Annotated in this window: 19 protein-coding genes; 9 read left to right on the top strand and 10 right to left on the bottom strand. The window is 68.4% G+C overall.

All coding sequences use genetic code 11. From position 1 onward, the window contains the following. Nucleotides 1-60 precede the first annotated feature (60 nt). Complete coding sequence (locus MT490_RS12745) at nucleotides 61-231, top strand: hypothetical protein (RefSeq protein WP_297388150.1); 171 nt, start codon at nucleotides 61-63, stop codon at nucleotides 229-231. A gap of 263 nt (nucleotides 232-494) precedes the next feature. Here MT490_RS12745 and MT490_RS12740 read toward each other — a convergent pair whose 3' ends face one another. Together MT490_RS12740 and MT490_RS12735 are read right to left on the bottom strand one after the other, a co-directional pair. After that, nucleotides 495-902, bottom strand: coding sequence for a flagellar basal body protein (locus MT490_RS12740; RefSeq protein WP_297388148.1), 408 nt, complete (start codon nucleotides 900-902; stop codon nucleotides 495-497). A gap of 2 nt (nucleotides 903-904) precedes the next feature. Further along, nucleotides 905-3,637: a hypothetical protein gene (locus MT490_RS12735; RefSeq protein WP_363321748.1), complete on the bottom strand. Its 2,733-nt coding sequence runs from the start codon at nucleotides 3,635-3,637 to the stop codon at nucleotides 905-907. A gap of 121 nt (nucleotides 3,638-3,758) precedes the next feature. On the opposite strand from MT490_RS12735, the gene MT490_RS12730 reads away from it, so the two are divergent. The 8 genes from MT490_RS12730 (at nucleotide 3,759) to MT490_RS12695 (ending at nucleotide 13,480) form a co-directional block, all read left to right on the top strand. Further along, nucleotides 3,759-4,793, top strand: coding sequence for a flagellar motor switch protein FliG (locus MT490_RS12730; protein WP_297388142.1), 1,035 nt, complete (start codon nucleotides 3,759-3,761; stop codon nucleotides 4,791-4,793). A 7-nt stretch (nucleotides 4,794-4,800) separates the two neighbouring features. Next, nucleotides 4,801-5,469, top strand: a complete 669-nt coding sequence (locus MT490_RS12725) for a FliH/SctL family protein (RefSeq protein ID WP_297388139.1) — start codon at nucleotides 4,801-4,803, stop codon at nucleotides 5,467-5,469. A gap of 299 nt (nucleotides 5,470-5,768) precedes the next feature. Further along, nucleotides 5,769-7,394 carry a flagellar basal-body MS-ring/collar protein FliF gene (gene fliF, locus MT490_RS12720; RefSeq protein WP_297388137.1) on the top strand — a complete coding sequence of 542 codons (1,626 nt, stop codon included), beginning with the start codon at nucleotides 5,769-5,771 and terminating at the stop codon, nucleotides 7,392-7,394. 10 nt (nucleotides 7,395-7,404) lie between these two features. After that, on the top strand, nucleotides 7,405-7,755 hold the full coding sequence (gene fliN / locus MT490_RS12715; protein ID WP_297388134.1) for a flagellar motor switch protein FliN: 351 nt from the start codon (nucleotides 7,405-7,407) through the stop codon (nucleotides 7,753-7,755). Beyond that, nucleotides 7,755-9,089: a sigma-54 dependent transcriptional regulator gene (locus MT490_RS12710; protein ID WP_297388132.1), complete on the top strand. Its 1,335-nt coding sequence runs from the start codon at nucleotides 7,755-7,757 to the stop codon at nucleotides 9,087-9,089. Before fliN ends, MT490_RS12710 begins: the two co-directional genes overlap by 1 nt. Before the next feature lie 106 nt (nucleotides 9,090-9,195). Further along, complete coding sequence (gene flhA, locus MT490_RS12705; protein WP_297388130.1) at nucleotides 9,196-11,277, top strand: flagellar biosynthesis protein FlhA; 2,082 nt, start codon at nucleotides 9,196-9,198, stop codon at nucleotides 11,275-11,277. 67 nt (nucleotides 11,278-11,344) lie between these two features. Beyond that, the gene (locus MT490_RS12700; protein WP_297388127.1) at nucleotides 11,345-12,820 is read left to right on the top strand and encodes a flagellar hook-length control protein FliK; all 1,476 of its coding nucleotides are present in this window, start codon (nucleotides 11,345-11,347) and stop codon (nucleotides 12,818-12,820) included. 9 nt (nucleotides 12,821-12,829) lie between these two features. Next, entirely contained in the window at nucleotides 12,830-13,480 is a 651-nt protein-coding gene (locus MT490_RS12695; protein WP_297388124.1) for a flagellar hook capping FlgD N-terminal domain-containing protein, read from the top strand. Nucleotides 13,481-13,819: 339 nt separating this feature from the next. Here MT490_RS12695 and MT490_RS12690 read toward each other — a convergent pair whose 3' ends face one another. The 8 genes from MT490_RS12690 to MT490_RS12655 all read right to left on the bottom strand — a co-directional run bounded on the left by MT490_RS12690 (nucleotide 13,820) and on the right by MT490_RS12655 (nucleotide 20,154). Further along, a complete protein-coding gene (locus MT490_RS12690; RefSeq protein ID WP_297388121.1) occupies nucleotides 13,820-14,155 on the bottom strand; it encodes a hypothetical protein in 336 nt (111 codons plus the stop codon). A 126-nt stretch (nucleotides 14,156-14,281) separates the two neighbouring features. Further along, a complete protein-coding gene (locus MT490_RS12685) occupies nucleotides 14,282-14,683 on the bottom strand; it encodes a hypothetical protein (protein ID WP_297388117.1) in 402 nt (133 codons plus the stop codon). Nucleotides 14,684-14,837: 154 nt separating this feature from the next. After that, a complete protein-coding gene (locus tag MT490_RS12680; protein ID WP_297388114.1) occupies nucleotides 14,838-15,695 on the bottom strand; it encodes a flagellin in 858 nt (285 codons plus the stop codon). A gap of 170 nt (nucleotides 15,696-15,865) precedes the next feature. Next, nucleotides 15,866-17,221 (bottom strand): adenylate/guanylate cyclase domain-containing protein, encoded by a 1,356-nt coding sequence (locus MT490_RS12675; protein WP_297388113.1) that lies wholly within the window; start codon nucleotides 17,219-17,221, stop codon nucleotides 15,866-15,868. Nucleotides 17,222-17,393: 172 nt separating this feature from the next. Further along, nucleotides 17,394-18,155, bottom strand: a complete 762-nt coding sequence (gene flgH, locus MT490_RS12670) for a flagellar basal body L-ring protein FlgH (protein WP_297388112.1) — start codon at nucleotides 18,153-18,155, stop codon at nucleotides 17,394-17,396. A gap of 19 nt (nucleotides 18,156-18,174) precedes the next feature. Next, complete coding sequence (gene flgA, locus MT490_RS12665) at nucleotides 18,175-18,609, bottom strand: flagellar basal body P-ring formation chaperone FlgA (RefSeq protein WP_297388111.1); 435 nt, start codon at nucleotides 18,607-18,609, stop codon at nucleotides 18,175-18,177. Beyond that, nucleotides 18,609-19,391 carry a flagellar basal-body rod protein FlgG gene (flgG, locus tag MT490_RS12660; protein WP_297388110.1) on the bottom strand — a complete coding sequence of 261 codons (783 nt, stop codon included), beginning with the start codon at nucleotides 19,389-19,391 and terminating at the stop codon, nucleotides 18,609-18,611. Before flgG ends, flgA begins: the two co-directional genes overlap by 1 nt. Before the next feature lie 22 nt (nucleotides 19,392-19,413). Then, a complete protein-coding gene (locus tag MT490_RS12655; protein WP_297388108.1) occupies nucleotides 19,414-20,154 on the bottom strand; it encodes a flagellar hook-basal body complex protein in 741 nt (246 codons plus the stop codon). Nucleotides 20,155-20,183: the final 29 nt, after the last annotated feature.

Genomic DNA, 20,183 nt, shown 5'->3' with positions numbered 1-20,183 from the left:
ATATCGCCTGGAAGGTGTATGCTCTTCGACTGGAGCCCGGACCGGCTCTGGAGAACGGCGATGAACCTCCTGCAATTGCCGCGTTGCATCTTCGGACAACATCACCGCGACAGACCACATGCCTGGCATGACGGGCCGGTGGTGCGCAGCCATTGCATCGGCTGCGGCAAACCGATGGTGAAGGACAGCCACGGCTGGCATCTCGCCTCTGACGTTCCCGCTGGGACCTAGGCGGCAGGGGGTCTGGCTTTTCCCGGGGGATGCGTCGAACGCCGCGCGATGCGTGCCGCCCGATTGCGGATGTTCCAAATCCTCCCCCGCCAGGGGGAGGTGGCATGCGAAGCATGACGGAGGGGGAGGAAGCACTAACCTCGCGGCGTGCTTCCTCCCCCTCCGTCGCCTTCGGCGACACCTCCCCCTGGCGGGTGAGGATTGGAATCTCGCTACTCCACAGAGCGCACTCCGCGCCCCAAGCCCCCGACAGCGCGCCGCTATCAGCCGCCGCGGCCGCCGACCGCGGTCTTCAGCATCGACATCTGCTTGCGGTAGAGACCGGTCATCGCGGTGAAGTCGGCCTGGATCTCGCCCATCTTGAGCAGCTGGTCCTCGAGCGTGACGTTGTTGCCGTCGGGCTTGGTCTCGGTGATGTCCTTGTCGAGGATCACGCCGGCGCCGACCGGCTGGATCGCGCCGAGGCTCTTCATCCGCGACGTCAGCTCGACGCGCGGCGCGGCGATCATGCCGCTGCCGCCCACCAGGCTCGCGAAATTGGGCTCGGAGACCTCGCGCGCCTTGTAGCCCGGCGTCTCGCTGTTCGCGAGGTTCTGGGCGACCACGCGCTGGCGCTCGGACAGGTTCTGCATCCGCTCGCGGATGCCGGCCAGGATCGGAGGTGTGTTCATGATCAGAATCCCAGGCTTGAGGAGGCGCCGGCGCTGAGCCGCGAAAGTGCCGCCTGATAGTTTTTGAGCTGCGCGGTCTCGCGCGCGGTCGATTGCGTGCCGGTCGCGGTGTTCTTGACGCCGTCGACCAGGCGGGCCTTGCCGTCGTCCCAATAAAGCGAGCGATAGGCGGTCTGCGACATCGAGACCGCTTCCTCGACCTTCTTCATCGCCACCTTGGCGTCGGCCTCGGTCGAGATGTTGAGCGCCTCGGTCAGCATCAGGCCGAAGCTGCCGCCCGGGCGCACCTTGGGCGCGCTCTTCGAGACGGTCTCGGGGGATTCGATCCGCTGCGGATCGATGCCGAGCTTGGCGAGCGCGTCGGTGTCGCCCGGCCCCGCGACGAACTGGATCGAATGCCCCGCCTTGGTGTCGATCCGGAGCGACTGCGTGCTGCCGGTCTTGGGCGTGGTGATCGTCGCCTTCGATCCGGTGATCCCGCGGATGCGATCGGCCAGCGTCTTCATCGTGTCGTCGGCGGTGATCTCGATCTTGCGCAGGGTTCCGTCGTCGACGCGGATCGAGAAGCTGTCGCCGGGGCGCAGCGAGGTTTGCGTGGTCACCTTGTCGGAAACCTCGGCGTTGATCGTGCCGCGCCCGAAGCCCAATGCCGAGAGGCTGCTCGCGCCGCCCTTGCTGGCGGCGATGCGCACCGGCTCGGTGCGCAGTAGCGAGGCGCCGAACTGGTTGGTGTTCTCGATCGCGCCGGTCGCCATGTCGATCCGCGACACGAAGCCGTCGGTCGCGCCCTTGCGCGTCGCGCCGAGATCGCCCGTGGTGCGGCCGCCGGCATAGAGCTCGCCGTTCATGAAGGCGATGCTGTCGACCTGGTCGTCGGCCGAGGAGCCGAGATAGGTCACGCTCGCGCCCGACAGGCCGGAATCGATCCGCGCGACGAAGCCGTCGCGGGCGCCGCTCGTGCCGTTGACCTGGGTGCCGTTCAGCGCCGCGCCGGTCGCGCCGCCCACCGCGATGGTGCCGTCGTCGGCAACCGCGATCGCGCGCGCATCGGCAGTGCCGAGGCTGATCGTGCCCAATTCGGTGGTGAGCGCCGAGCCGCTGAGCTTGCGCACCTCCGCCACGCCGTTGTTGGAGACCAAGGCGAGCACATTGCCGCTGCCGTCGACCGCGAGGCCGTTGACGCTGCCGCTGCCGGCTCCCGCGATCGTCCGCCGCTCGGCGAGCTTGCCGGTGGCGTCGATCCGCGCGACGAAGGCGTCCCCGCCGCCGCTCGCGGCCTTGCCGCCGACGAAGATCGAGCCGTCGGCGCCGATCGCCAGCGCCTTGGCGGTGTCCGCCCCGGTCGAGCGCACCACGGTCGAGAATTTCTCGTCGCCTTCCGCGTCGAACTTGGCGACGAGCATGTCGCCGTCGGTCGACGCCCCGTTGAAGCTGCCGTTGACCGTGCCCGCCACGACGACGTTGCCGTCGGGCGCGATGCTCACCGCCGCGCCCGAGGACGAGCCGCCGGCGCCGAGGCTGCGCTGCCACAGCACCCTGCCCTCGCCGTCCATCTTGGTGAGGAACAGATTGTCGTCACCGTCCGAACGGTTGGCGCCGAGATCGCCCTTGGTCGTACCGACGACATAGGAGTTGCCGAAGGCGTCGGTCGCCACCGACATCGCGTCGGTGTTGGCGTAAACGTTGCTGGTCTTGGTGGTCACCGTGGTGACCTTGCCGTCCATGTCGGTCTTGGTGGTGGTGTTGGTCGTGGTCTTGCCGAGCAGGGCCGCGCGGGCGGTCCCCGCGCGATCGAGCGCCGAGATCGTCGCCATCGAATTGCGCGTCGCGGCGCCCGCCGGATCGTCGATCCGGAACACGCTGGTCGCGGTCGGCGCGTCGAGCGCGGTCTGGCCGGTGGCGACCACCAGCGCGTCCTTCGCGCCGATCTCGTCGAGCGTGACGCGCTCGACTCCGCTCGGCGCGTTGAGCGTCATGCCCCATTTGTCGCCGCTCTTGGCCGCCTCGAACCGCGCCATCCAGCGCGGCACCGGGTTGCCCTGGGCGTCGAGGCGCACCGTGCCGTCGACATTGCGCTGGGGAATGGCGGCGATCGCGGCGTTGATCGCGGTGGTGACCGAATCCACCGTCGGCGGCTGCGGCCCCTGCGACAGATCGACGGTGACCGTATCGGTCGCGCCGGGCTTGGCCAGCGTCACCGAGAATTTCTCCTGGCCGGTGAGGCCGGGAAGCGCGTCGGTGCGTGCCTTGACCAGCCCCTTGCCGGGGACCTTGTACTGATCGGGCGCGCCGATCGCGATGCTGTTGAGGCCGCGATTGGGCTGGTAGAAGGCCAGGTTGATCTTGTCGGAAGGCGCGTTGACCAGGAAGGATTGCAGGTCGGTCAGCCCCTGCGCGAAGCTCTTCTGCAGCGAGGTGCGCTGCGCGGCGGACATCGTCTTCGCCGACGCGGCTTCGGCGAGCACGCGCAGCCGGTCCAGCGCCTTGTAGGCGATGAACGAGGTCTGGACGTCCTCGGGCAGCGTGTCCGAGCCGGTTCCCGCCTTGTCGATGATCGTCTTCATCGCCTTGATCGTGGAGGCCTGGGTCGAGAGCGGGGTGCTGGTCAGCGCCTCCTTCCAGGGCGGCGTGGTCTCCTCGAGCGTGAACAGCGCCTTGGCGGCACGCACGGCCTTGCTGTCATAGGTGACCTCGCTCACCGAAGTGAACGCGTTCGTGCCCGTGAGCAGGCTCAACCCCGCCAGACTGCTTGAGAAATTAACCGTCATGAAAGCCGACCCTTCCCCCACGCTCCTATAATAGGATGAGTGAACGCTTTCTTGCGTCCGCCCACGAATTTTCCGCGAGGGGTCCAGAATGAGCCTGATGGCGCCGATTGCCGAGCCGGTCGAACTCAAGCGCTATAGCGGTGCGCAGCGCGCGGCCGCGCTGATGCTGGCACTGGGCAAGCAGCATGGCGCCCCGATCTGGGAGCAGCTCACCACCGACGAGATCAAGGAGCTCTCCTCGACGATCTCGGGCCTGGGGCGCATTCCCGCGAACGTCGTCGAGCATCTGCTCGTCCAGTTCACCGGCGAAGTCGCCTCGATGGCGTCGCTCCACGGCAGCTACGAGACCACCGAGCGCCTGCTCGGCGGGATCCTGCCGGGCGAGAAGGTTCGGGAGATCATGGAGGACATCCGCGGCCCCTCGGGCCGGACGATGTGGGACAAGCTCTCCAACGTCAGCGAGACCGTGCTCGCCGGCGCGCTCAAGCACGAATATCCGCAGACCGTCGCGGTGATCCTGTCCAAGCTGCGCCCCGATCACGCCGCGCGCGTGATCGCCGAGCTGCCGCGCGACTTCTCGGTCGACGTCGTGATGCGCATGCTGCGCATGGAGACCGTCCAGAAGGAAGTGATCCAGCAGGTCGAGCAGACGCTCAAGAGCGAGTTCATGACCAACTTGTCGCGCTCGCAGCGGCGCGATCCGCACGAGGCGATGGCCGAGCTGTTCAACTCGCTCGACCGCTCGACCGAGGAAGCGATGCTCACCGCGCTCGACAACCGCGCGCCCGACAGCGCCGAGCGCATCCGCGCGCTGATGTTCACCTTCGAGGATTTGGCGAACCTGTTGCCGACCGCGATCTCGACGATCGTCCGCAACGCCGACAAGCGCGAGATGGCGATGGCGCTGAAGGGCGCCCCGGACCAGCTCAAGCAGATGTTCTTCGGCGCGATGACCGAGCGTGCGGCCAAGCTGATGCGCGAGGACATGGCGGCAATGGGTCCGGTGCGCGCGCGCGACTGCGAGGAGGCGCAATCCTCGCTCGTCCGCCTCGCCAAGAGCCTGGCCGACCGCGGCGAGATCCTTCTCGTCGATCCCAAGTCCGACGACGCGATGATCATCTGAGATGGGCATGAACTTCCAGACCGTCGAACGCTTCGCCTTCGACCGCATCTTCACCACGCCGACGAGCGACAGCGCCACGGTGCCGAGCGGCGACATGCTGCTCGAGATCTCCGCGCTGCGCGCCGAGCTCGCCTTGCTCCGATCGGACGTCGAGGCGCAGGTCTCGCTCGCCCGCGCCCAGGGCTTCGACGCCGGGCTCGCCCAGGCACGCGCCGAGCGCGACGTCGCGCTGCTGAGCGCAGTCGACGCCCTCCACGCCGGCATCGAATCGCTCGACGAGCGCTTCGACGACGTGTCCCGCCGCGTCACCGGCGAGGCGGCCGAGATCGCGCTCGCCGCCGCCGACATGATCGCCGGCCGCGCGATCGATGCCGCGCCCGCGGAGACGATCGACGCCGCCATCGGCCGCGCGCTCAGCCAGGTCGCGCGCGGCACCGAGCTCGAGATCCGCGTCCACCCGGACCTGATCGAAGCGATCGAGGCGCGGATCGCCGATCGCCAGTCCAAGGACCGCCGCAAGCTCCACCTGACCGTGGTGGGCGACGTGACCCTCGCGGTCGGCGATGCGCTGATCGGCTGGGAGCAAGGCGGCCTCGCCCTCGACGCCTCCGCGCGCCGCAAGGCGGTGATCGAGGAACTCGAGACGCTGCTGCCCTCGGCCGCCGGCGCGAATTGAACAATTCCTCCCCGAGCTCGCTCGGGGAGGGGGACCATGCGAAGCATGGTGGAAGGGCGCGCCGAAGGCGGCCGCCGCTTGCCGATAGGGACAACGCCGCTGCCCGGTGCCCCTCCACCACGCCCTACGGGCGCGGTCCCCCTCCCCGAGACAAGCTCGGGGAGGATTTTCGTATCTGCGCCCCTTCCCACCCGCCACTAGGCAAAAAATTCCCACCCGGCACAAACTGCCGCCCGCGCCCCTCCTATAAATGAAGGGAGAGGGGCGCTCCTGCCCCCAAGCCACATCACGGGGCGGCATTGGAAGCGATCAAGAAATTTGCCGGGCAGCTTAGCCCGAAGCGGCTGATGCTGATGGGCGGGGTGGCGTTCGTGCTGCTCGCCGCGCTCGCCTTCGTCGCGACGCGCGGCTCCGATCCGCAGATGGGCTATCTCTACACCGATCTCGATCCCTCGGCCGCGGCGACGATCACCGAGAAGCTCAAGTCGCAGAACGTCGAATACCAGCTCTCGGCCGACGGCACTTCGATCATGGCGCCGCAGGACAAGCTCGCCGAGCTGCGCATGTCGATGGCCGGCGAGAAGCTCGGCGGCAAGATCGGCTATGAGGTGCTCGACGAGGAGCAGCCCTTCGGCGTTTCCGCGAGCCGCGCCAAGATGAACGAGACGCGCGCCGTCGAAGGCGAGCTCTCCAAGTCGATCCAGACCATCCAGAATGTCAGCGCCGCGCGCGTCCATATCGTGATGCCCGAGCGTGCGATGTTCGCCGCCGAGAGCCGCAAGGCGAGCGCGGCGGTGACGGTCAAGACCAAGGGGCGCCTCTCGTCCGAGACGATCGCCTCGATCCGCTATCTCGTCTCCTCCTCAGTTCCCGAGCTTTCGCCCGAGGCGGTCTCGGTGGTCGACCAGACCGGCGCCCTGCTCGCCCGTGCGGGCGAGGCGGGTTCGGCCGGCGGCGCCGATGCCGACGAGCGCCAGCAGGCCGTCGAGGCCAAGCTGCGCGAGGAAGTCGAGGCGCTGCTCGAGCCGATCGTCGGCCAGGGCAAGGTCCGCGCCGAAGTTTCCGCGCAGATCGACCGCGACCAGACCCGCGAGGAATCGAACACCTTCGATCCCGACAAGCAGGTGATCGCGCGCCAGGTCAGCGTCGAGAATGGCGAGCAGAACAGCGAGCAGGATGCCGGCGCGCAGACCGCGAGCGTGGGCAACCAGCTCCCCGAGGCGCAGGGCCAGGCGCCCGGCGGCCCGGGCGGCACCGGCCGCCAGTCGCGCAGCAACCAGACTTCCGAGGATACGACCTACGACAACAGCTCGACCAAGACGGTCACGCTGCGCAGCCCGGGCAAGGTCACGCGCCTCACCGTGGCGGTGATGGTCGATGGCGGCGCGAACGGCCTGCCCCAGCCGCAGATGCAGCGCCTCCAGCGCCTCGTCGAGAACGCAGTAGGCATGGATGCCGAGCGCGGCGACAGCGTGGTGGTCGAGAGCATGCGCTTCGCCGCCGACGATTCGCTCGCCGACAAGGAAGCCGGCTTCCTCTCGCAGCTGCCGATGGACCGCATCTGGGGCCTGCTGCAGATCCTGGTGATCGGCGTGGTCGGCCTGATCGCGCTCAAGATGATCAAGCCGAAGATCCTGCCGCAGCTGCCCGTCGCGGCGATCGCGGCGCCCGAAGGCGTCACCCCGCTCACCGGCCAGTCGCCCGAGATGCTCGCGCTCGCCGAGCGCGCGGCGGACGGCGACGACGAGGCCATGCAGCAGCTCGAAGCCCTGGGTAACGGCGACCAGGCGCTCCTCGACCAGGAGATCGCGCTCGCCCAGGTCGACGGCCGCATCAAGCTCTCCGCCCTCAAACGCATTGGCGACGTGATCCATGCGAGCCCGCCCGAAGCGGCCTCGGTGATCCGCCAGTGGATGAACTCGTAAGGATTTGACGATGCCTACCGAACCCCACGACATCATCCCCACCGACGGCGGCGAAGCGAACGGCCCCGTGTTCGAGGATTTCGATCCCTTCCCCACCGGCGACCATATGCCCGCCGGCTCGGAAGGCCTCGAGGCGGTCCATGACGTTCCGGTCAAGGTCCAGGCGGTGCTCGGCCGCGCGCGGATGCCCGTCGGCGAGTTGCTCCACCTCGGCGCAGGCACGGTGGTCGAGCTCGACCGCCGCGTCGGCGAGCCGGTCGACATCTTCGTCAACGATCGCCTGATAGCACGCGGCGAAGTGGTGCTGATCGACAATGCGCTCGGCGTGACGCTCACCGAAATCGTGCGGCAGGACCGCTGATGCCCGGGACCGTCCGTATGATCCTGATCGGCGCCCCCGGCAGCGAGTTCCGTCGCGCCGCCGGGCTGGCGCGCGACGCGGGCGCCGACGTGGCGATGGCCGATATGCCGTCCCAGGCGCTCGACCTGCTCCGCGAAGGCGGCGGCGACATGGTGATGATCGACGTCGAGGCCGACATCGCCGGCTTCATCACCAGCCTGCGCGCCGAACGCTTCACGCTCCCCGTGCTCGCCTGCGGTATCCAGGCCCCGGCCGAACGCGCGGTCGCGGCGATCCGCGCCGGCGCCAAGGACTATGTTCCCCTGCCCCCGCAGCGCGAGCTGATCGCCGCGGCGATCGCCTCGGTGATCGAGCGCAAGGCGCCGATCCGCATCGGCGACCATCCCGTGCTCGCCCGGGCGCTGGCGCTCGCCACCGCCGTGGCCCCCACCGCCGCACCCGTGCTCGTCACCGGCGAGAAGGGCACCGGCAAGGAAGTCATGGCGCGCGCGATCCACGAGGCATCGGGCCGCACCAACCGGCTCCACGTCGTCGAATGCGCCGGCGTCGGCGCCGAAGTGCTCGAATCCGAGCTGTTCGGACACGAGGCGGGCGCATTTCCCGGCGCCGTGGCGCGCCGCGTCGGCCGGCTGGAAAAGGCCGGGCACGGCACGATCTTCCTCCGCGAGGTCGGCAGCCTCGCCCCCGCCACCCAGGCGCGCCTGCTGTCGGCGCTCCAGGAGCAGCGCTTCCGCCGCATCGGCGGCGACGAAGTCGTGCCGTTCCATGCGCGGCTGATCGCCTCGACCAGGATGGACCTCGAGGCCGCGGTCGAGGCCGGCGCCTTCCGCGCCGACCTGCTCGTCCGCCTCGGGCTCGTCCGCGTCGAGGTCCCGCCGCTCCGCGCGCGCGGCGGCGACGTGGCGCAGCTCGCGCAGCATTTCGCCACGCGCCTCGCCGAGGCCGACGGCGTCCCCGTCCGCCCGTTCGGCGAAGCGGCGCTCGTGCTGCTCAGCCGCTATACCTGGCCCGGCAACATCCGCGAGCTCGAGGATTGCATCCACCGCGCCGTCCTGCTCGCGCAGGGCCCGGCGATCGAGCCGCACGATCTCGTCCGCTCGGACGGCACGCGCCTCCTCGACCTCGAGCTCGCCGAGCCCGGCGGGCTGCAGATCGAGGGCCTGGTCGGCCGCACCGTCGAGGAAGTCGAGCGCGAGCTGATCCTGCACACGCTGGAGCGCTGCCACGGCAACCGCACCTCGGCGTCGAACATCCTCGGCATCTCGGTCCGGACGATGCGCAACAAGCTGCGCACCTTCATCGAGGCCGGGATCGCCGTCGCCCCGGCGCCCTGATGCACGCCACCCTTACCGTTCGCGCTGAGCTTGTCGAAGCGCTGTCCCGGTTCGGGCCCGAAGAACAACAGCCCTTCGACAAGCTCAGGGCGAACGGAAGAGATTGATGCCCCCCGCCCTCACCGCCCTCCTCAACCGCATCGGCATGAACCGCGACCTCGCGCTCGCCGGCTCGGTCGTCGCGATCATCGCGATGCTGATCCTGCCGATGCCGGGCTGGCTGCTCGATCTGGGCCTCGCGCTGTCGATCACGATCGCGGTGATGATCCTGATGACGGCCCTGTTCATCGAGAAGCCGCTGGAACTCAGCGCCTTCCCGACGATCCTGCTGATCGCGACGATGCTGCGGCTGGGCCTCAACCTGGCCTCGACGCGCCTCATCCTCACCCATGGCCATGAGGGCCACAACGCCGCGGGCGGGGTGATCGGTGCGTTCGGCGAGTTCCTGATGGGCGGCGAGGTCATCATCGGCCTCACCATCTTCATGATCCTGATCGTCATCAATTTCGTCGTGATCACCAAGGGTGCGGGCCGCATCGCCGAAGTCGCGGCGCGCTTCAGCCTCGACGCGATGCCCGGCAAGCAGATGGCGATCGACGCCGACCTCTCGGCCGGCATGATCACCGAGGAGCAGGCGCGCGAGCGCCGCGCCGAGATCGAGGCCGAGAGCGGCTTCTACGGCTCGATGGACGGTGCCTCGAAGTTCGTGAAGGGCGACGCGATCGCCGCCTTGCTGATCACCGCGGTCAACATCATCGTCGGCCTGACCATCGGCGTCGTCTCGCACGGCGTGCCGATCGGCGAGGCGTTCCACACCTATACCGTGCTCACCGCGGGCGAGGGCCTGGTCAGCCAGATTCCGGCGCTGATCATCTCGATCGCCGCGGGCCTGCTCGTCTCCAAGGGCGGCATCAAGGGCAAGACCGGCGCAACCCTGGGCGACCAGCTGGGCCGCTACCCCAAGGCGTTCGGCATGGTCGCGTTCCTGATGGGCGCGCTGGCGCTGATGCCCGGCCTGCCCTTCCTGCCCTTCGCCTGCTTCGCCGGCGCCGCGGGTTTTGCCGCCTGGAAGATGACCAAGCGCGCCGAGGCCAAGGCCGCGCTCGAAGTCGCCGTCGCCGCGCAGGAACAGGCGCAGGCCGCGATCGTCGAGCAGCCTATCTCGCAGACGCTTGCGCTCGACGCGGTGCGCATCGAGATCGGCTATGCGCTGCTGCCGATGATCAACGACGAGCAGCGCGAGCCGCGCCTCGACGATCAGGTCCGCGCGCTGCGCCGCCAGATGGCGACCGACTTCGGCTTCGTCCTCCCCTCGGTCCGCATCATCGACAATATGGGCCTGAAGCCCAACGAGTATGTCATCACGATCAAGGAGACCGAGGCGGCACGCGGCGAGATCCGGCTCGAGAAATTGCTGCTGATCAATCCGGGCGGCGGCCCGGTCGGCCTGCCCGGCGAGAACACCAAGGAACCGGTGTTCGGCCTCCCCGCCTTGTGGATCGATCGCGAGCTGCGCGACGAGGCCGGCTTCCGCGGGCTGACCGTGGTCGATTGCGGCACGATCATCACCACGCATCTGACCGAGCTGGTCAAGGACAATATCGCCGACCTGCTCTCCTATACCGAGACGCAGAAGCTGCTGACCGAGGTCCACAAGGACGCCGAGAAGCTCGTCGCCGACATCGTCCCCTCCAAGGTCTCGATCTCGAGCGTCCAGCGCATCCTGCAGAACCTCCTCTCGGAAGGCATCTCGATCCGCGACATCCCGACGATCCTCGAAGGGATCGCCGAGGCCGCGCCGCTGACCGCCAACCTCACCCAGATCACCGAACATGTCCGCGGCCGGCTGGCGCGCCAGATCAGCGCGTCGCAGGTGCGCGGTGAGGCGATCCCGGTGGTGACGCTCTCGGCCGAATGGGACCAGGCCTTCGCGGAATCGATCCTCGGCCAGGGCGACGAGCGTCAGCTGGCGATGGCGCCCTCCGCGCTGCAGAAGTTCATCCAGTCGGTGCGCGAGACCTATGACCGGCTGGCGCAGGACGGCGAGATCCCCTGCCTGCTCACCAGCCCCTCGATCCGCCCGTTCGTCCGCTCGATCATCGAGCGCGTGCGCCCGGCGACGGTGGTGCTCTCGCAGAACGAGATCCACGCCCGCGCCCGGATCCGCGCGCTCGGCACGATCGGTTGAGACCGTTCGCGCAACAATCATCCTATAATGAGAAGACGGCCTCCGAGGCCGGGCAAGAGGCGACCGGATGCAGATCAACCCCTTCGGCTTTCCGCTCGGCGCGGGCACACAATCCGCGTCGGCCTTCGCCGGCACCGGCCTCGGCTTCATCGATGCGCTCGGCGTCGTCGCCGAGGGCGGCGCGCCGCAGCAGTTCATCAGCCTGACGGCATCGCCCACGCCGCCTGCCCATTTCGACGCGAAGCTGTCGCAGACCCTTCTCGCGCAGGCGCAGCTCGACACGCAGGCCATCCCGGCGACCGTCACACTCCCCGGCCTCCAGCAACCGACGTCTCTGTCGCAGCTGATGACCACCGCGGCCAAGCTCCCGGTCGCGGAGCCGGCTCCGCTCGCCCCTGCCGCCGCTACCGCGACCGACGCGCCGGTCGCCGATCCGGCGACGGTGGCCGAGGCGCCCGAAGTGCCGGTCCAGCCCGAGGCGCCGATTGCTCCCCAGGCGCAGGTGCAGGCCCAGCCCGGCCCCGCCAAGCCCCGCACGCAACCGCAGATGCAGACGCAGACGTCCGCGCTGCCGGCCGACGGCCAGCCACAGCTCGGCGAGACGTTCGCGGCCGAGACCCCGGCCGTCGCCGCACCGACCGAAACCCCGCCGACTTCGCGCAAGGCGCCCCGCACCGCCGCGGCCGATGCCGACCCCGCGCAGCCGGCGGATGCCAAAGCCACGGTCCCGGCCGAGTTGCTCGCCGCCGGCGTGCCGCCCCAGCCCATCGCCCAGTCGCAACCGCAACAGCCCGCCCCGCGCGAGGCGATGCAGGCCGCGAACGGCGCCACCGCACCGGTCACCCGCAAGTCGGCAGCCGCGCACGCGCCCGCCGGCGAAGCCGGCCAGCCCGGTGCAACCGCCGGTACCCCGTCGACCGCCGACTTCGCCAATGCCGTCGCGGCACGCGGCGATTCCACGGGCGGCGAGACCAATGCCGACGCGCAAGGCCAGCCCGATGCGCGGCCCGCAGGCGTTGCCCGGACCGATATCCCTGCCCCGGCCTTCCAGCCGACCCAGACTGCCGCCGGCCCTGGCGCGCCGACCAGCGCCCCTGCTCCCACCGAGCCGGTGATCGAGGCGCGCTCCGGCCATCTCGGCCAGTCGCTCGGCGTCGAGATCGCGCGGAAGGTCGAGCTGGGCGAAGAGACCTTGCGCATCCGCCTCAATCCGATCGAACTCGGCCGCATCGAAGTGACGCTCGCCTTCGACGACAAGGGCAGCCTGCAGGCGACCGTCCGCACCGAGAGCGCGCAGGCGATGGACCTGCTCCGCCAGGACGCGCCCGATCTCGCCCGCACGCTCGACCAGGCCGGCGTCCGCACCGACGCGCAGAGCTTCCGCTTCGAGAGCCGCGCCGGCGATGGCGGCGGCCAGCAGGCGCAACAGCAACACCAGCAATCGAACCGCGGCCAGTTCGCCTCATCCGATGACGATGCCGGCGCCGCCGAACCCATCTACCGCCCCGTCCGCAGTGACGGGCAGGTCGACCTCATCGCCTAAGGAACGCCCATGACCACCGTCACTTCCACCACGACCGCCACCGGCACCACCAATGCGGCCTCGTCCAAGCTCAATGCCGACTTCGACATGTTCCTGAAGCTGCTGACCACGCAGATGCAGAACCAGGACCCGCTGGATCCGATGGACACCGCGCAATACACCCAGCAGCTCGTGCAATATTCGCAGGTCGAGCAGTCGATCGAGCAGACCGCGACGCTCAAGGAGATGCTCGCCGCGTTCGGCACGCAGAACCTCATGCAGGCCTCGGCGCTGATCGGCGCGCAGGTGGAGACAAGCTCGGCGACGTCGGGCCTCAGCGCCGCCACGCCGGCGCAATGGACCTGGTCGGCGACGCGCGAGGTCGCGTCGATGACCGCCACGATCAAGGACGCGAAAGGCAAGATCGTCGACACGCTGCCGATCGACGCCACCGGCGCCGCCGGTGCCTTCACCTGGGACGGCACGACCAGCGCGGGCAAGAAGGTCGATCCGGGCCTCTACACGCTCGAGCTAGCGGGCAAGGACGCGTCGGGCGCCGCGGTGACCACGACTGCGCACGCTTACGGCAAGGTCACCGATGTCGAGCTGGACAACGGCACGGTGCAGATGACCATCAACGGGCTCAAGGTCGCCTCGAGCGAGCTGCTCCGCATCGGCTGAGCGTTCCCATTCCCAAGGGCATCCATGGCGCCGGGGCGAGGGTTCTCGCTCCGGCGCTCTGCTTTCCGGTGCTCATGAATTCTAGCCCAGTACAATTACTTAGCGGAAGTTCTCTGATCTCCCTCGCGCGCGTCCCGCGCCGATTCGCTCTATAATGAGATAGAGAGACGGGTGGTCCGTTCCGATCCCCTCTGCGGCCCGCTCGTCTCTTTTCTCCCTTTTGCGGGCCGTCCCCCACGGCCTGAAACGACAAGAGCCAGGCTGGTCCCCTACCAGCCTGGCTCTTGCGTTTGCGCCCCCGCGCGAAGCTCGAATGGGTTGCCGTGGAGCGGGCGAGGCTCAGCCGTTGGCGGCCGGCATCAGCGCCGGGCGGCACGCTTCCACCGGCAGCGGGATAACGTCGGCGCTCACGGGCGCGACATCGACGCTGAAATCGTCGAGCGCGCAGCCGGCGACCCCGGCGGGCACGACCAGCATCGCGATGCAGTCCGCGATCGAAGGATCCTCGCGCGGGCCGAGCGTGTCCAGTACGTCCGAGAGCGTCATGCCGGGCGCCTGCATCGCCTTATCGGCGGCGGCGGTCCACAGCGCGCGTGCATCTTCGACAGTCAACGTCAACGTCGCGGTAAAGGCGGCCTTGGTCGCAGGAACGTTGCTGACGTCGCGAAGATTCATGAGTTTGACCCTTGTTCTTGCCCCGATCCGGGTTGCTGTTCCAATGCCTCAGCGCGACGCGGCGCCACAGTCCGGTGATGCCCCGATACGTAGAGTTACCGGTATCAACGACACCGGCATGACAGGCTAGTGGACCCGTGCCTCCGCGCGCCGGGCGAGCTCGCGGGCATGTGCCGCAACGAGACACAATTCGGCATAGAGCCGATCCCAGAAGGGCGCGGGAATCTCGAGCCTGGTATCGCCTTCCTGGCTGAGCTCGAGCGCCGCGCGGGGCTCGAGCCCCAGCTCGAAGCGCGTGCCGAACATGCCGTCGATATGCTCCTCGGGAAGCGCATGCGGCACCGCGAGCCGCGCCGACATGATGTAGCCCGCCAGCACGTCGGTGCCGTATCCGTCGAGCAGGATGCGCGGCCGGCCGGTCATGTCGGGCCGCTCGAGCACGACGAGCGCGCCGGAGGGATGCTCCTCGACGCTGACGCGGAGCTTGCTGCCGAAGGCGTCGGTGATTTCTCGGATGCGTGGGAACAAGCGACTATCTCCTCCCCATCATTATAGGTGGGTCAACCATTTGGACGGGCGGAGGCGCGCGGTTTTAGTTGCACGCCGTGCACGCAAAAAAGAGGCCGGGACGTTGCCGTCCCGGCCCCTCTCGTCAGGCAAGCTTCCAGGGAAAAGCTTGACCTTAACGGAACAGCGACGTGATGGTCTGCGGCGCCTGGTTGGCGATCCCCAGAGCCTGCACACCGAGCTGCTGCTTGACCTGCAGGGCCTGCAGACGCGCCGATTCCTTGGCGAGGTCGGCGTCGACAAGGTTGCCGATGCCCGCCTCGATGGTGTCGGAGAGCTTGCTGGTGAAGGCCGACTGAGCGTCGATCTTGCGCGATGCCGCGCCGAGCGTGCTCAGGCTGGTCTTCAGGTTGTCCTGCGTCGTGGTCAGCGTGTCGATCATGGTCTGCGCGGCGGCCTGCGTGCTGATATCGCCGCTGGCCGAAACGGTCACGACCGAACCACCAAGGTCGAGACCCTGGTTCGCAACGCTGAGCGAATCCGGATTCCAGGTCGTCGCCGAGCTGGTGTCCGAGTCCTTCAGCGACTGCAGCGCGGTCACGCTGCCACCGGAAGCCTTCAGCAGGTTGGTGCCGTTGAAGTCCGACGAGTTGACGATCGTGGTGATCTGATCGCGCAGAGCCACGAAGTCGTTGTTCAGCGCCGTGCGCGTCGCATCGTCGATGCCGGCGTCAGCAGACTGATAGGCCTTCGCCTTCATCTGGTTGACGACGTCCGAGATCTGCTCGGCGCCCGCGACCGCGACGTCGGTCACGCTCTTGGCGCGGCTCAGCGACGAGGAAACGGCCTTGAGGCCGCCCATGTCGCCACGCAGGCCCTGAGCGATCGTGTACGAAGCCGAGTCGTCCTTGGTCGAAGCAACGTTCAGGCCGGTGTTGATGCGGCTCTGAACCTGCGACAGGCCCTTGTTCGTCTCGGTGAGGCTCTGGAGAGCCGCCATCGCGCCGACGTTGGTGTTGACGGAGAAACCCATGATAATTTCCTTCTTGGACTAGAGCCGCTTCTGCGACCCGGATCGGAGGCGCCGATCCGCGACCGGGCGCATGCACGCCCCGCAGGTTCATCATGGGAAGATTTCCAGGAGGACCAAAATTCCTCCGCGAATTTTAAATGGTTAGCGGAAAGTTAACGACGATCGGCCGGTTAACCTGCGCGGTTGCCGCCGACTTCATAGGCCCCCGCGGTGAAGCGGGCCGCCTTGGCCGAGATCGGGCCTTCGGCGGCCGACACCGTCAGAGCGCCGCGGATGGGCCCCGCGGTTTCCTCCGCGGCGAGGACCACCGAACGATCGCGCGGGGCGGCATCGCACAGGGCCGCCGCGACCGAGACGGGATGGCCGAGCACCGTCAGGTGCTGGACCTGCGAATGGCCCAGATTGGCGCGTAGCAGCGGGCCCGTCGCGAGGCCGACCCGGATATGGGTCGCGGCGAGCATCGGACTATAGGCCAGCCAGCGCTCGCGAAGGCGCGCGAACTCGGCGACCATCTCGATCGCCGCATCGGCGGCGCCGCGTTCGTGATCGGGAAGCGGCCGGGGCACGTTGAAGCGCAGCAGCGCGCCGTCGCCCATGTACGTGTCCAGCGTCGCGCCGCGCCGGAAGGCGATCTCGCACATCCGCTCGAAGAACTCGTTGAGGAGGAGAAGCGCGTGGCTGGAGGCGAGCTCCTCGAAGAGGATGGAGGATCGCGTGAGATCGAAGATCAATATCGTCCCCTCGACCGTGAAATCCTCGGCCGACAGCCCGAGCAGCTTGCCGCTGTCGACATCGCGGGTGATCTCGAAGACCTGCCTGGCGACGTCCTCCGCCACCGGCGCCATGCCGGAGATGTCCGCCTGGACGAACGACGCCTCGCCCTGGCGCCGAAGCAGCTGCAGCACGCCGATCGTCTCGCCTTCGTGCCGCAGGGCCAGGTTCAGCATCGAGGACGGGCTATATTTGGCGATCTCGTCGGCCTCGCGGAAATGATCCTTGGTCGCCGCGACCTCGAGGACCGCCTCGGAGAGCCCCGAGGTGAAGCATCGTCCCGCGTGGCTGCGCAAAGGGATGATGTGGCTTCTGAGCTTCTGGTTGTCGGCGGTGAAGGGCTCGATGCACAGGAATGCCAGGCCGCGGACGTTGCCGCGCGGCCCGCGCACCGGCACATAGATGGAGCCGCCGCTCGCACCGCTCATGCGCATGATCTTCTCGAGCTCGCCGTCGAGCGCCGATTTCAGTGCCAGGGCGGCCCCGCCGGCGCGGCCGATGAGCACGATCTTCTCCTGAAGCGCGTCGCGCTGCGCCTGGCTCTCGGCAAGCTTGCCCGTCAGGCCCCGCACCTCTTCTTCATGCGTGCGGTTCGCATCGCGTATCTTGGCGGTGAGCTCGCGATTCTCGTCAAGGATCTTCGCGCGGTCCACCAACTCCTGGTTTTTGACATAGGAGCGGCCGATGCCGACAAGCGCCACGACGACGGCGATGATGCCCCCCGCCACGGCGAGGATGGTCCTCAGATCCTCCACGGCACACCTCATGTGAGCGGCAGGACGAAAGACGCAGTCTGCCATGCCGTCGGGCCAAGCGCCAGATGGCGCGCCTGTGGTCCTGGGCAGAAGGGAAAGCCGGAAAACAAGAAGGGCCCGTCCGATCGCTCGGACGAGCCCTCTCCTCCCCCCGGAGGATTCGCGCTTCCGCTTAGAACGGGAAGAGCGCGTCGTAGATCTGCTGGCCCCAGCGCGCCTGCTGCGCGTCGGTGAGCTGGCCCTTGCCGCCATAGATCACGCGCGCCTCGGCGATCTGCGAGTGCTGGATCGAATTGTCGCGCGCGATGTCCTCGGGCCGGATGAGGCCGGTTACGATCAGCTCGCGCATCTCGAAGTTCACCCGCACTTCCTGCTTGCCGCGGATCATCAGATTGCCGTTGGGCAGCACCTGGGTGACGATCGCGGCCATCGTCATGTTGATCGTCTCGGAGCGCGCGGTGGTGCCGCCGCCGGCATATTTGGAGCCCGAATTGGTCTCGAGCGCCGCCGCGGCGTTGTTGCCGAGCAGCTTGGCGACCGGCGCGATGCCGAGCAGCCCGCCGAGGCCGCCATTCTCCGAACCGCCGCGCGTGCGCGAGGTGTTGTTGCCGATATCGGCCTTGTCCTGGATGTTGATCTTGATCGTCAGGATGTCGCCCATCTTGCCCGCGCGCTGATCGCGGAAGAAGGCGCCCGCGCCGGTGCGGAACAGCGACGCGGTCGGCGCCGCCGCCGGCTGCTGCGCTGCGACCTGGGTCGGCCGGGCAGTGCCGGCACGGTCCGACGGCATCGCCAGCGAGGCCTCGACCTCGGGCGTCGCCACCGGGTCCATCCCCGAGAGCTTCGGCGCCTTGCCGACCTGCTGGAGGCGGCCCACTGCGCCGCAGCCCGACAGCGTGGCGCCCAGCGCCACGAGAAGAATGACCTTACGCATGTTCAAATCCTTCAATGAATTACGGTGCGGCGATCCGGACGGTGCCGGAGCCTTCGATCGTTCCATCGAGCGTGCGGTTGGTGGAATTGGTCACCACCCGCACCATTTCGCCCTGCCCGCCGCCGTTCAGCGCGCGGCCCGAGGCGGTGATCACCAGCGCGCCGCTGACGATGCGGATCGTCACCGGCTCGCCCCGCCGCACGAGCTGCGGCTTCATCAGGTCCGAGCGGCGCACGACCATGCCCGTGGACAGGTTGCGCGCGGCCTCCATGCCCGACGCGTCCTCGGCCGAGAGCGCCCCGCGCGCCGCCGCGGGCGTCCGCGGCTCGCTGGCGAAGTCGCCGGGCTCGAGCCTCGTCCCTTTCTCGACCGGATGCGCGAGGACGGCGACCTGCACGTCCTCGGCCGGCGCGGTTCCGGCGCCGAGCAGCGCCAGGGCGAGCAGCAGGCCCATCAGCGCAGCTGGCTGGTCGTCGCCAGCATCTCGTCAGCGGTCTTCACCACGCGGCTGTTCATCTCATAGGCGCGCTGCGCAGTGATCAGCGCGGTGATTTCGGCCACCGCATTGACGTTCGAGCCTTCGATGAAGCCCTGGCTCAGCGTGCCGAGGCCCGGCTCGCCCGGATTGGCGACCGTGGGCTGGCCCGAGGCGGCGGTCTCGAGGAAGAGATTGTCGCCCTTCGCCTCGAGGCCGGCGTCGTTCATGAAGGTGGCGAGCTCGAGCTGGCCGACGGTCTGCGGCTGGGGATCGCCCGCCACGATCACCTGGACCTCACCGGTCTTGGAGATCGTCACGTCGATCGCGGCCTGCGGGATGGTGATCCCCGGCTGCACCGGATAGCCGTCCTGCGTCACCAGCTCGCCCTGGTCCGACACGCCGAACGAGCCATCGCGGGTATAGGCGGTGTCGCCCGAGGGGAGCGTGATCTGGAAATAGCCGCGGCCGGTGATCGCCACGTCGTAGCGGTTCTCGGTCTGCTGGAGCGCGCCCTGCTGCTGGATGCGATAGACGCCGCCGGTCTTCACGCCCGCGCCGATCTGGATGCCCGAGGGCGATTTGGTGTCGGGGCCGGTCGCGCCGCCGGGGCGCTCGATCTGCTCGTAGAGCAGGTCCTGGAACTCCGCACGCTGGCGCTTGAAGCCCGTGGTGTTCATGTTGGCGATGTTGTTCGAGATGACGTCGACGTTGGTCTGCTGCGCGAGCATGCCGGTCGAGGCGATGGAGAGCGAACGCATTGGATGCTACCTTTCTGGAATATCAGCCGACGCGGCCGAGCCGGTCGATCGCCTTCTTGCGAAGGTCGGACATGCTTTCGTTGAGGTTCATGCTCGTCTGATAGGCGCGCAGGATCTCGACCATGTCGGTGGTCTCGACGATCGCGTTGACGTTCGAACCCTCGACGCCGCCGCTCTTGAGCCTGGTCTCGGCGGCGCTGAGCTCGCGGCCTTCCTTGCCGTTCATCATGCCGTCGCCGCGCGGATCGAGGTTGGCCTCGTTGAACACGGTGACGGTCAGTCGGCCGAGCGGGCCGTCGGGGCCCATCACGGTGCCGTCGCCGGAGATGGTGAGGCGGCCGGCGCTCTCGGGGGGCACGCTGATCGGCTTGCCGCCCTCGCCGAGCAGCTTCTGGCCGCCCGCGGTGGCGAGCTCGCCGCTCTCGAGCACCTTGATATAGCCCGCGCGCGTATAAGCGGTGCCACCGCCCGGCGCCTCGACGCTCAGATAGCCCGGCCCGTCGATGAAGACGTCGAGGGGGTTTTCGGTGAGCTGGAAGGCCCCGGCAGTCGCATCGTGCACCGCGCCGTAATCGAGCACGTACGACGTCTTCTTCGCGTCGGGCGTGACCGTGGTCTCGCCCTGCTCGACATATTCGCGGAACACCGGCTTCTCGCGCTTGAATCCCACCGTGTTCATGTTGGCGAGATTGTTCGCGGCCACGTCGAGCCGGCGCCGCAGCGCCTGTTCCTGGCTCAGCAATACGTAAGACGAGATGTCCACCGGACGGTCCCTTCAGAAAATTGTCGCTA

Origin of the sequence: Sphingomonas sp., assembly GCF_026460985.1 — a bacterium.
Lineage (GTDB): Bacteria > Pseudomonadota > Alphaproteobacteria > Sphingomonadales > Sphingomonadaceae > Sphingomonas.
Note: the sequence above shows the minus strand (reverse complement) of the source record. Positions and strands in the feature narration are given on the sequence as shown.